This window comes from [Clostridium] fimetarium, assembly GCF_900111235.1.
Lineage (GTDB): Bacteria > Bacillota > Clostridia > Lachnospirales > Lachnospiraceae > Clostridium_N > Clostridium_N fimetarium.
The window spans coordinates 1-12,249 of the sequence record NZ_FOJI01000015.1; the positions used below are offsets into that span (position 1 = coordinate 1).

Consider the following 12,249-nt stretch of genomic DNA (forward strand, 5'->3'; position numbering starts at 1 on the left):
AGTATAAAACAATAATTTTATAAATTATTTTATTTCTATCCTTAACCGGTGGAATTTAACCTTACAATATGGAATTTAACTTTTCATTCGACCATTATTGTTGGTTGTTATTATCAATTTTAACTAAAGTATTATTATATTTTTCTTACTATACTTCTTCATTTTATTAATCTATGAGCTTCACACAAATCATTCTTTTGAATTTCAACTGTTTCAAAACATCCAGAGATTCCATCATAATTTTGTAATCGTCCATACATGATACCTTCAAGACCTAATAATATTTTTATGCATTCTACTGCTTGTAATGAACCAATTACACCAACAACTGCTCCAATTGCAGGACTTGGTTTTTGCATCTTCGTATTATCATATCCAATGCATTCAAGGCAAGGATAATTCCTATTAATTGAAAGTACAAAACCATAAAATCCATTAACTCCACCTTCCACCAGCGGAATATCCATTTTCAAACATGCACGATTTACAATTAATCTTGTTTCCACATTATCAACGCAATCTACAACTGCATCAGCTCCCTCAATAATTTTACATATATTGTTTGCGTCTACCTTTTCAGAAATTTGATTGATTTTAATATTAGAATTGATTTCATTTAATTGTTTTTTGGCAACTTGTACTTTTAGCTTTCCTATGTCTTTTTCCTTATATAAAAATTGCCTATTTAAATTGGATTCAGAAACAATATCATAATCTACTAATGTAATCGTTCCAACTCCTGCGCATGTCAAATAAGTTAATACTGGTGAGGCAAGCCCCCCAGCACCGATTACTACTACATTTGATTGCATTAAAGTATTCTGACCACTTTCACCTATATGCTTTATTAAAATCTGACGTTCATATCTCATACTTTTCCTCATTCCTATGCATCTTTCTATGCATCTTTCTATGCATCTTTCTGCACATCTTTCTGCACATCTTTCTGCACATCTTTCTGCACATCTTTCTGCACATCTTTCTGCACATCTCTAGTTTGCGTAAGCGTAGTGCAGGCGCGAACCATGAATAAGAATGTGGAGCATTCTTGCAAGCAAATCAAAGATCTGCTTGCTTCATATTGAAATTCACACTATTTAGCACTACTCAAAATCATGGATGTAAATGATAAAATCATTCACACTCACCCTCCTCCTACTGGTGGAAACAATGCAATAACATCCCCATCCTTTAAAGATGTATCTAACTTAGAATGTGCTCCATTAACCAAGCAAATTGCTACCTCTTCATGAGGTATCTGGAAATAATCTAACACTTTCGTTATTGTATTGAATTGGTCTACTTCTAAACACACAATTTTTTGTCTACCTTCACGAAATGTTGCAAATAATCTTACTTCTATCATATTAATACCCATCACTTTCGTAAAAATTTATTTTAAAAATGCAAGAAGGAATTTTATACAATAGACACTTGCATTAAAATCCTCCCTGCATATTAAGAATACTTATTTATTCAATTCTACTATTTACAAATATTATAACAATCCCAGACGTTCTAAGGTTTCCTGTGTAGGGAATGCATTCTCCCAACCGCGAACTTTATAATATTCTGGTAAGGTAATTGCAATCTGGCTTGTTTGACCTTCTGAAGGACCATTTTGAATTGGTTCATCTGTTAGTCTCTTTGGCAAATTGTCATCCTCTGGTTTCATCCCAGCGGCCTTATTGAACATACGCTCAATATTATAAATTCTTTCACCTACTTCTAATAATTCCTCTGGTGAATAATTTGTTCCTGTACCTGCATTCAACATATTTGCATACTCAGGCGCACCTATAGCAAATGAAGTAAATAAACATAGTCCCATAGAATCTATTACTGCGGTTAAATCCTGAAAAATCTTTGTCCATAAAGCCTTACCTTCAGTTTTAGTGCGATCTAATAGTTCTGGTAAGCCAAGTATTTCTGGTGAAATCATGTATCCACGAACATGACAGCCACCTCTATTACTTGTTGCATAAGTGATACCAATTCCCTGAATAGCACGGGCATCATATGCAGGCATTTCTTGTTTTTTAACACTCATTGAAAATTCTGGGTGTCCATAATATTCACATAAACGATAAGAGCCATCAGCCATAAGCTTAGCTAACGGTATATCTGATTCACCCATTCTCTTTGTCCATTCTATTATAGCTTCTGAACTACCCCACTTAAGAGGAACACCTTCACATTCTTCTTCTTTAATATACCCTTTTTCATATAGTTCCATAGCTGCTGCGATTGTACAAGGTGTAGAAATAGCGTCTAATCCATATTCGTTGCACCAGTAATTACCTTCGTTAATAGCATTTAAATCACTAATCCCACAGTTCCCGCCATAAGCCCATAATGGTTCGTATTCAGGTCCACCCACAACTTTACCGTTAAGATTGATAACACGGCCACAACCAATCGGACATTTATGACAAAAACTTTGTTTCACAAGATATTTTTCTTTTAAGGTTTCTCCTGAAGTATCATCTGCTTTATCATAGTAAGATTGCTGCCAGTTATTTGTTGGAAATGCGCCTGTATTATTAATAATATTTACAAGTACTGCTGTTCCATATGTTGGTAATCCACTTCCAGTTACACCATTTGCTTTAATTAATTCAAAAGATTTTTTCGTTACTTCCTTTAATGCTTCTGGATCAAACGCTTCTATAGAATTATTTGTTGCAGTAACAGTAATTGCTTTTAAATTCTTTGATCCCATTACTGCACCTACACCACTACGTCCCGCTGCACGATCTTTATCATTCATAATTGCAGCAAGTAATGATAAATGTTCACCTGCTGGTCCAATATTTAAAACAGAACATTTTTCATGTACTTTTTTTAATTCTTCATCAATTTCTTCACTCTTCATACCTACATAATCTTGTGCAGACAATAGTTCGATTTTATCATCGACAATATTAATATATGTAGGAGTTTTGGCTTTTCCTTCAACTATTATGGCATCCCATCCTGCATACTTTAGTTTTGCTCCCCAAACGCCGCCTGAGTTAGAGCTAGCTATCATACCAGTCAACGGTGACTTTGTTACTACCATAAAACGACCTGTAGTTGGAGCTTTCGTTCCTGTCATTGCTCCTGTAATATAAACTAATTTGTTTTGTTCTGACAAAGGGTCAACTGTAGCAATTCCTTCATCATAAATCATTTTAGTTCCAAGGCCTCTACCACCAATAAACTTCTTGGCTAAATCAATATCAAGTTTTTCTACTTTAATTTCTCCATTTGATAGGTTAATACGTGCTGTCTTTCCATTATACGCTGTTTGCATAAAAAACCACCCTTTCTTTAATTAAAATGATTACATAAATAAAATGTGCTTTCACTTGTAATATATAGAAAAGGAGTCCTTTCCAAATGCGGGAGGCACTAATTCTTAGGTTAATACCCAATGATTTTATCTACTCAAGATAAAACTCGGATCCTTTTACTTATCATACTTCTTTTTGTTAGATTATTCAATACAATAAGCCGAATTATTATATATTTATTCGTGTTTTTAGTTGTTTTTGTAAATTTATGGTATTTTCTAATTATTTCCAAACAAAGCATTAATTATTATCATCAATATATATTCTGTCACCGAGTTGAATATTTCCAGAAATAATAACTTTGGCAAATTTTGAACTTGTTTTTAATTGACATATTTGATTTTTCTGCGCTAACTTGCACTCGGAAAAACATCGTTTAGAAATTGATGATATTTCGATACTTGTATGATTTGTTTTCAAAATATTGCCTTCTTTTAGTAATGAATAATCTAATCCTTGGGTCACAATATTTTCATGATATCTTGAAAAGCATAAACCTTCTGATTCCTGACCTACTATCCAGTTTTTAGCTTCTTGCATAATTAATGCTACTTGTTTTTCACCGCCCAAACAATGACAATCTCCAACAATTCCTTTTCCTGCTACAAGTTCTAGCGATTGAACATTTTCAAATGGCAATTCTTTTTTTCTTTGTAAATGAAGCATTTCTATATATCCTGATCCTAAATGCAATTGATTACCTCACTTATATGATTTCCTCATCCATATAGCATAATTTTCCTGACTGAGAATATTCATAACCTCCAAATTTATCTAAACAAACGTGAAATTCATCACTTTTTAATATATTAATAAATGTAATAACTTCAGGAAGTTTTAAATGTTTTACTGGTATAGCAAAATCATATTCCTCCTGTCCTATTTCTATAAAATCTAATTGCATCGCCTTAGCTGCTGCAAAGATTCCCATACCTGCATCTGCACTTCCACTCGACACAAGTGCTGCAACTGCCATATGCGTTGCTGATTCTCTATCATAACCGGGGATTTCTAAACTATCAATTCCTGCTTGTTTAAGCTTATAATCGAATAATACTCTTGTTCCAGCTCCTCTTTGCCTATTTACATAACGACATTTTTTTAAATCTGATATATCTTTTAAATTCAACGGATTACCTTTTTGTACAATTAGTCCCTGAATACGTTTTACTCCTTTAATTAAAGCCATAGGCTCTTCAAACATTTTCTTTATATATGGCATATTATATATCCCTGTAGCTTCATCTAGTAGATGCGTAGGTGCAATATGTGCCTCACCTCTTTTTAGCGCCATAAGTCCACCCATACTCCCAATATGAGTACTTGAAAGATAATTACCGGGATAATTTGATGACATCAAATCTGAAATGAGGTCAAGTATTAAGTCATGACTGCCAATAGCTACTATGGTATGTCTAATTTCTTGCAAACTTCTGTATAATTCTACTTTAACAATTTCTCCAGCCTCTACTCCCTCACAATTTTGCTCAATCACACAAAATCCGTCAGCTCGTACAAGACTCATTGCAGCACCTGCACCTCTTGCAAGTGGCGAAGCAACTAATTTATCTCCAACCTGGCCTACCTTTACTCTCACATATTCCTTATGTTTAAGAGATGATATCATTCTTTTCGATATCACTGCATCTACAACATTATTATCACTAGTAGGTTCCCCTGTCATCAACGACATAACCGGTTTTACAAAGTTTTCAAAATCTATATACGCTGATACAGGATAACCTGGAAGTCCTATAACTGGCTTCCCCTTTACAATTGCTAATATAACCGGTTTTCCTGGCTTAATAGCAACTCCATGTATAAGTACTTCACCAAGTTCACGTAGAATATGGACTGTGAAATCTTCTGTTCCTGCACTTGATCCCGCATTTACAATTACCATATCGAACTTATTAACTGCCTCTTCGATCGCAGTTTTGATTTTATTATAATCATCCTCAATTGGTGGGAATCTATATGCAGTTCCTCCATAAGATGTTACCATAGCTTCAAACATCCTTGAATTTGATTCAATTATATCTCCATCTTTTGGTGTTTGGGTTGGCTCTATTATTTCTGTTCCAGTAGGAAAAATTCCAATTTCTGGACGTTTCACTACATTTATTTTAATAATACCGCCAGAAAATAATACACCTATATCGATAGGGCGTATTTTATGCAAGCTAGGTAATAGCATTTCCCCGGTGACAATGTCTTCACCAATAGGTCTAATATGCTGCCATCCCGTTGCCGCCTCTATTATTTGAACAGTATCATCATCAATTTCAATAACATCTTCTGCCATAATAACTGCATCATATGGAAAATTGATTGGATCTCCAGTGTCAACCACTATAAAATCTTTATTTTTTTTCAATGTAAGAGGAGTTCTTTCTGATGCTCCCTTTGTATCTGTTGAAATTACGGCTATTCCATCCATCGCTGCGGCATTAAATAAAGGTGATGAACACCCTGCATAAACAGCTTCTTTTAGTATTCTTCCCAAGCTTTTTTCTACTGGTAATTCCTCATATTGCATTTTTAATATTGATTTAAATGCATCCGTATAAATAGAAAGTGCTTCTTCCAACGGTGTGTTTTTCAAATACAAGTTTCTTTTCCCCATAGCTCTATACCTTTCAATTTAGATATAAAAGACTTCAACAATTTCGTCTTTTTTTAATCCTTCTTTATTCTGATCAATTAATATATAGCCATCAGCTCTAGTCATAGTAGTTATTAAACCAGACTTTCCAAGTATTGGCTCTGCATAAAATTCATTTTCCTGCTTTATCAGTCTAACCAACTGGCAAGTTACTTTTCCGGGCGCACCTGCAAGATTTGTTATCATTTTAGCGAAATTAGATCTCATATAAGTTTGATTCGTAATATGTTTCCATAACCAACTAACCAGTAGTTCAAATACCAATACCGCTGCCACTGGGTGTCCTGGCAAACCGACTAGTAACACTTTATCATTCTCATCATAACCTAAAATAGTAGGTTTTCCAGGTTTGAGTGCTAAACCATGTGTAAAAGATCCATGGCTTGCTACTTCATCAATAATCTTCTTAGTTGCATCTTTTTTACCTTGAGAGCTTCCACCAGATAAAATAACAATATCACTTACTTGCATTGCTTCAATAATCGCTTTCTTTAGTTCCCTCTCATCATCTGCAATAACACATGTATTTAACACTTCTAATCCATGCTTGATAGCTTGGGCATAGAGTAAATATGAATTAATATCTCTGATTTTCCCAAAAGGTGGAATAGTATCTGGTGCAACAAGTTCATCCCCTGTTGATATAATCGTTATTTTCCAAGGTTTATATACCTCTATTTCTGTAATACCCAGACAAGCAAGTGCTCCAATTTCCTGTGGACGAATTTGTGTTCCTTTTTTTATTACCAGTTCACCTTTATTAATGTCTTCTCCTGCTAAAACTATATTTTTCCCAATTGCTGTTGAACTATATACGGCAATTTGATTACTGCTAAATAATTCGCAGTATTCAACCATTACCATTGCATCTGCTCCTATTGGAATCATTCCACCAGTTGGAACATATGCACATTCACCGGCTTGTATTTCTTTTTTTGCCGGAGTACCCATAACAACCTCATCAACAATTTCTAAAAATATAGGTAAACTTTCTGAAGCTCCTGCTGTATCCTTCGATAAGACAGCATAACCATCTACAATTGATCTTCGAAACTCTGGTACCTGTTCTTGTGAAATAATATCTTGTGCAAGTATGTAACCTTGAGATTCAAGTAAATTTTTAAATACAGTATCTATATTTTTATTTTGCAGAACATTTAACATATTTTCCCTTGCGGAAGTAATCGAATCTACTTTTAATAATTCCATAAAATATCATTACCTTTCTTATGTTCAATTTCCTACTACCATATAGTTTTGCAGGTATTTCCTAATTATAGAATTTTGAGGATTAGAGAAAACCTCTTTTGGTATTCCAGATTGTAGAATCGTTCCAGCTTCCATAAAATGTACAACATCACATATATTATAAATGTGTGCAAGTTGATGGCTAACTATAATCCATGTAATTGGTTCTTTCAATTGAATTTCGGAAATTATTTGCTCAAATAGCGCAACACTGTCTGGATCTAAATTTGCCATAGTTTCATCAATAAGAACTACTTTGGGTTTGAAAATTAATGATCTTGCAAAAGAAAGTTTTTGGCGTTCACCACTTGATAGACTTGGAGCATATTGTTTTTCTTTGCCCGATAATCCACATTTGCTAATCCACTCGGCAATTTCATCTTTTGAAAGTATCATTTTCCTAATTTTTAATGGATAAATCAAATTGTTGTATACAGTATCATGAAGCATATATGGTCTCTGAGTTGTTATTGTAATATCTTGCATTGTATGTGGTCCATAGTCTACCACGCCTAAATCTGGTTTAAGTAATCCAGCAATTATTTTCACAAGTGTAGATTTTCCACATCCATTGTTTCCTACTATACCATGAATTTTTTGATCTTCTAATTCAAAATCTTTTATATTTAAATGAAAGTCTTTATAACTTTTTTCACACTCAATAATTTTCATTCTTATCTTCACACCTTCTAAGTATATCTACTATGCACTGAATTATAAAAGAAATTAATAGTAACATTACCCCTAAAGTAATGGCTTCGCTATAATCACCTCTATTTCTCATTAATGATATTGCTGTTGTCATTGTTCTAGTTTTGTATTGTATATTACCACCTACAATCATTACTGCACCAACTTCACTAATGGATCGACCAAAACCTGTGACAATAATAAAATATAAATCATTTTTCATTTCTTTTAATAGTAAAAAAAAGGTTTGCCGCCTGTTTGCGCCCATACTTTTTGCAAAATTTCTAACTTGTGGTGCTATATTTCTTGAAGTTGTATACGACATACCACTAATAATAGGTGTTATAATTACCACCTGTGCAATGATCATAGCTTCAAATGTAAATAGTAAATTAAAACTACCAAACCATCCTTTTCTCATTAATAGTAAATACACAAGCAATCCAGCAACTACGGGCGGTAAACCCATTAAGGTTCTATTAATTCTTATTATAATTCCTTTTCCAAAGAAGTCTGTCTTTTCAAGAAGCATACCAAATGGTATGCCAAGCAAAGTAGAAACAAATGTAGAACAAACAGCTAATTTAATTGTTAATGAAATAATATCGAAAATTTCTTGATTTATTTCAAATCCAATACTTTGCAAAAAACCCATAAAGGTATGCTCCTCTTGTCATTTTATTTATTAGCTGATGCATTTGGAGTGAATAAAACTTGTCCATATTTTTCAACGCCAAAACTTCCAATAAATTTTTGGGTTTCATCAGAAAGTATCCAATCAACAAATGCTTGTCCACCAGCTACGTTGACTTTTGGATTTTTTTGTGGATTTACAGCAATTACTCCATAATAATTCATAAGCTGAGAATCATTTTCACATATGATTTGCATAGATGTTTTATCTTTTGTAGTTAACCAAGTTGCTCTATCCGTTAATGTATAAGCCTTTTTTTCATCTGACATTAAGATGGTAGCGCCCATTCCTTGACCTGAGCTAATATAGTTTGGATTATTGGCTGGAGTAATCGATAAATTTTTCCATATACTTATTTCTTTTGTATTTGTACCAGATTGATCACCTCGAGAAATGAACGTATATTGTTTATCATAAATAGTTTGAAAAGTTGTTTTAATACTTTCGTTTTTTGCAATTGCTCCTGCAGGACCGATTACTACAAAATCATTATACATAACATCATAGCGTTTCACGCCAAATCCAGCTAGTATAAAGGCATCTTCCTTTTCCTTTGCATGTACTAGTAGTACATCAGCTTCGCCATTTTCCCCCATTTTCAAGGCTTCTCCTGTACCCACAGCGATTGTATCAACTTGCCATCCAGTCTGCTCTGTAAACTTGGGAATTAAGACATCTAGTAATCCAGAATCCTGTGTACTTGTAGTAGTTGATAAAATAATTTTCCCTTTAATGGCAACCGTTGCCTTGGTTGTAACCTTTTCCTCTACTTTTGTGTTGCCACATGCACAAAATATAGCAGCCATCATCATACATAACAAAATTATAGATGCTTTCTTTTTCATATTTTCTTACCTTTCAAATAATCATTTTTATTTATACTTAAAATATTAGTTCACGCTTTATCTTCCACAATTATTTGCGGAACCAATCAGTATTTTCAGACCATGTTCAAGTTCAGGCATAACATAGGTAAGACACTCTTCTACTGCTTTAGGACTTCCTGGTAAATTTAGGATTAATGTAGATTTTCTAATACCACAGGTAGCTCTAGATAACATGGAGCGCTTTGTAATCTGCATGCTATAAGCTCGCATTGCCTCTGGAATTCCTGGAACCATTCGCTGTGCAACTTTTTGTGTAGCTTCTGGCATACAATCCCTTTGGGAAAAACCTGTCCCTCCAGTCGTTAAAATTAAATCAGCTGTATTATTATCACAAATATATTTCATCTCGTCATATAACATATTAATATCATCCGGAAGAATTGTCGTATGAACAACATTATAACCATATTCATTCACAATTTTGCATATCCTAGGTCCGCTAACATCCTCTCTTTCTCCTGCAAATCCAGAATCGCTAGAAGTTATAACAGCCACTCGTAGTGCATCCGTACTCGGTTTATTTGGTACGTCACTAATTATCACCAATTCATCGCCTTCATTTATGACTCCTCCAGCTAAAACTCTAGTAAATACCCCTTCTCTTGGCATAATGCAATCACCCATCTTCTGGTAAATATTGCATCCGGTATGGCACTCTTTTCCTACTTGAGTCAACTCTAAAACAACTTCATTACACTTAAATATAGTTCCTACTTTAAGTGAACTAAAATCGATTCCATCAACAATAAGATTTTCACCAAATGCGCCTTCTATAACCTCTGCTCCTCTACTCTTAAATTCTTCGATTTTATCATAAGAAAGAAGACTGACCTGCCTGTGCCATTTTCCTGCGTGAGCATCTCCTTTGATCCCGAAATCTTTTATAAATTCACATGAATGTACATTTTTCTTTTCTGTACCTTTTTTTTCACTAACACAGACTGCAATTATTTTTCCCATAAAACTTCTTTTAACCTCCTATTTTTGACATATTATCTTTCTCATATGTCTCATTCTCATGATTTTCATTAAAATCATGGCTTTTAGGCTTATTATAAATTGTATCACTAATCACTTGATCTAGATCTGCATCCCCTAGATTCCCTCTTAGTAAGGATTTTAAATCCGTTCCATTTTTATATTGCAGGCAAGTTTTCAAGAAACCATCTGAAGTAAGTCTTACTCGGTTACATTGTTCACAAAATTGATGGGAAATAGCACTGATAAAACCAATTTTCCCTTGAAACGCCGGTACCGAATAATAATGTGCAGGTCCATTTCCAAGATTATCATCAATTGCTTCGAAGTGTCCAAACGCTTCTTCTAATATAGTAATAATCTTATCTTCACTAAAGTAAGTATAGTTTTTTCCTAAACCTATAGGCATCATTTCAATAAATCTAACGCTTAATCTGGAATTTTTAGCCAGCATAGCAATCTTTATTATGTCTTCCTTATCAGTTTCTAACATCGGAACACAATTTATTTTCACCTTTAATTCATCATATTTTAAAGACTCGTGTAGCGCCTCGAGTACGTTTTTTAATGCATCTCTTCTGGTTATCTTCTCGTATATTTTAGAATCTAAAGTATCAAGGCTTATGTTGATACCATCTAAACCCGCTTTAATTAGTCTTGGCAAATATTCTTTTAGGTTCCTTCCATTTGTTGTTAATGTAACACTTTTTATTCCATCTATTCTTTTTATCTGGTCAATCAAAATATCTATATTTTTTCTTACTAATGGTTCACCACCAGTTAATTTTACTTTATTAATTCCTAACCTTACAAGACTCTCACAAATTGTTATTATTTCATCATATGTAAGAATTTGCTTATGATTAACTGGTTTTATTCCACCTTCTGGCATGCAATAAATACAGCGCATATTACATCTATCTGTAACTGAAATTCGAATATAATCAATATTTCTATTGCAATTATCCTTCATTAAGAGTCCTTTCCGTGAAAAAAGTCACCACTTTTTCCTCCATTTTTTTTCTCTAGATATATATCTGTTAACTCCATCCTTTTATCAATTGCTTTACACATATCGTAAATAGTCAACAAAGTAACCGTTACTCCCGTCAGGGCTTCCATCTCTACGCCAGTTTTTCCTTCCGTTTTTACAGTACATATAGCTTGAATCGTATTATCTTCTTGACAAATATTAAAATCTACTGCACACTTATTAATAGCTAATGGATGACACATAGGTATCAAAGTTGCTGTATTTTTCACTGCCATAATACCAGCTACTCTAGCAACACCTAATACATCTCCTTTCTTTATCGTGTGATTTAAAATAGACTGCATAACTTCAACATTTACAATGATTTTACCCTTTGCAACTGCTGTACGATCAGTAACCTCCTTGTTCGAAACATCAACCATTATGGCATTACCTTCTATATCAAAATGTGTAAACTCCCCCATAAACAAATATCTCCTCTTGCATTGTTTTTCGACTTATTTCGACAATTTATATATATTATTATATTTTTTTATAACCTCAATGTCAATAATTATTATTCAATTTATTATATATTTTAATATTATCTAATAACTGGGTTTTTATGGTTAAAATGTGTTCGAATTTGAATATTAATTTTAGTGATTTTTAAATATGTTATATTTATTATCAAATTACTATTTGCGTATTTTCAAGAAAATATACAACTTACTTGAGCTTTATATTTAACTGGATAGTTATCTTTAACTAAATAAAAA

The 12,249-nt window shown here is 33.3% G+C and carries 12 protein-coding genes; all 12 read right to left on the bottom strand.

The window, feature by feature from the left end:
* Positions 1 to 158: 158 nt before the first annotated feature.
* The 12 genes from BMY18_RS16305 to moaC all read right to left on the bottom strand — a co-directional run bounded on the left by BMY18_RS16305 (position 159) and on the right by moaC (position 11,955).
* The gene (locus tag BMY18_RS16305; RefSeq protein WP_170841446.1) at positions 159 to 872 is read right to left on the bottom strand and encodes a HesA/MoeB/ThiF family protein; all 714 of its coding nucleotides are present in this window, start codon (positions 870 to 872) and stop codon (positions 159 to 161) included.
* 272 nt (positions 873 to 1,144) lie between these two features.
* Positions 1,145 to 1,366: a MoaD/ThiS family protein gene (locus tag BMY18_RS16310; RefSeq protein ID WP_092456043.1), complete on the bottom strand. Its 222-nt coding sequence runs from the start codon at positions 1,364 to 1,366 to the stop codon at positions 1,145 to 1,147.
* A 132-nt stretch (positions 1,367 to 1,498) separates the two neighbouring features.
* Complete coding sequence (locus BMY18_RS16315; protein ID WP_092456047.1) at positions 1,499 to 3,295, bottom strand: aldehyde ferredoxin oxidoreductase family protein; 1,797 nt, start codon at positions 3,293 to 3,295, stop codon at positions 1,499 to 1,501.
* Between the two features lie 280 nt (positions 3,296 to 3,575).
* Complete coding sequence (locus tag BMY18_RS16320) at positions 3,576 to 4,028, bottom strand: hypothetical protein (protein ID WP_092456050.1); 453 nt, start codon at positions 4,026 to 4,028, stop codon at positions 3,576 to 3,578.
* Between the two features lie 13 nt (positions 4,029 to 4,041).
* Positions 4,042 to 5,961, bottom strand: coding sequence for a molybdopterin biosynthesis protein (locus BMY18_RS16325; protein WP_092456053.1), 1,920 nt, complete (start codon positions 5,959 to 5,961; stop codon positions 4,042 to 4,044).
* A gap of 18 nt (positions 5,962 to 5,979) precedes the next feature.
* A complete protein-coding gene (locus tag BMY18_RS16330; protein ID WP_092456055.1) occupies positions 5,980 to 7,209 on the bottom strand; it encodes a molybdopterin molybdotransferase MoeA in 1,230 nt (409 codons plus the stop codon).
* Positions 7,210 to 7,233: 24 nt separating this feature from the next.
* Complete coding sequence (locus tag BMY18_RS16335; RefSeq protein ID WP_092456057.1) at positions 7,234 to 7,920, bottom strand: ATP-binding cassette domain-containing protein; 687 nt, start codon at positions 7,918 to 7,920, stop codon at positions 7,234 to 7,236.
* Positions 7,907 to 8,593 carry an ABC transporter permease gene (locus BMY18_RS16340; RefSeq protein ID WP_092456060.1) on the bottom strand — a complete coding sequence of 229 codons (687 nt, stop codon included), beginning with the start codon at positions 8,591 to 8,593 and terminating at the stop codon, positions 7,907 to 7,909. The genes BMY18_RS16335 and BMY18_RS16340 overlap by 14 nt, the downstream gene beginning before the upstream one ends.
* A gap of 23 nt (positions 8,594 to 8,616) precedes the next feature.
* Positions 8,617 to 9,477 carry an ABC transporter substrate-binding protein gene (locus BMY18_RS16345; protein WP_092456063.1) on the bottom strand — a complete coding sequence of 287 codons (861 nt, stop codon included), beginning with the start codon at positions 9,475 to 9,477 and terminating at the stop codon, positions 8,617 to 8,619.
* A gap of 57 nt (positions 9,478 to 9,534) precedes the next feature.
* Positions 9,535 to 10,479, bottom strand: a complete 945-nt coding sequence (locus BMY18_RS16350; RefSeq protein WP_092456066.1) for an MOSC domain-containing protein — start codon at positions 10,477 to 10,479, stop codon at positions 9,535 to 9,537.
* A gap of 10 nt (positions 10,480 to 10,489) precedes the next feature.
* Positions 10,490 to 11,470 carry a GTP 3',8-cyclase MoaA gene (moaA, locus tag BMY18_RS16355; protein ID WP_092456069.1) on the bottom strand — a complete coding sequence of 327 codons (981 nt, stop codon included), beginning with the start codon at positions 11,468 to 11,470 and terminating at the stop codon, positions 10,490 to 10,492.
* Complete coding sequence (moaC, locus tag BMY18_RS16360; protein ID WP_092456073.1) at positions 11,470 to 11,955, bottom strand: cyclic pyranopterin monophosphate synthase MoaC; 486 nt, start codon at positions 11,953 to 11,955, stop codon at positions 11,470 to 11,472. The genes moaA and moaC overlap by 1 nt, the downstream gene beginning before the upstream one ends.
* Positions 11,956 to 12,249 lie beyond the last annotated feature (294 nt).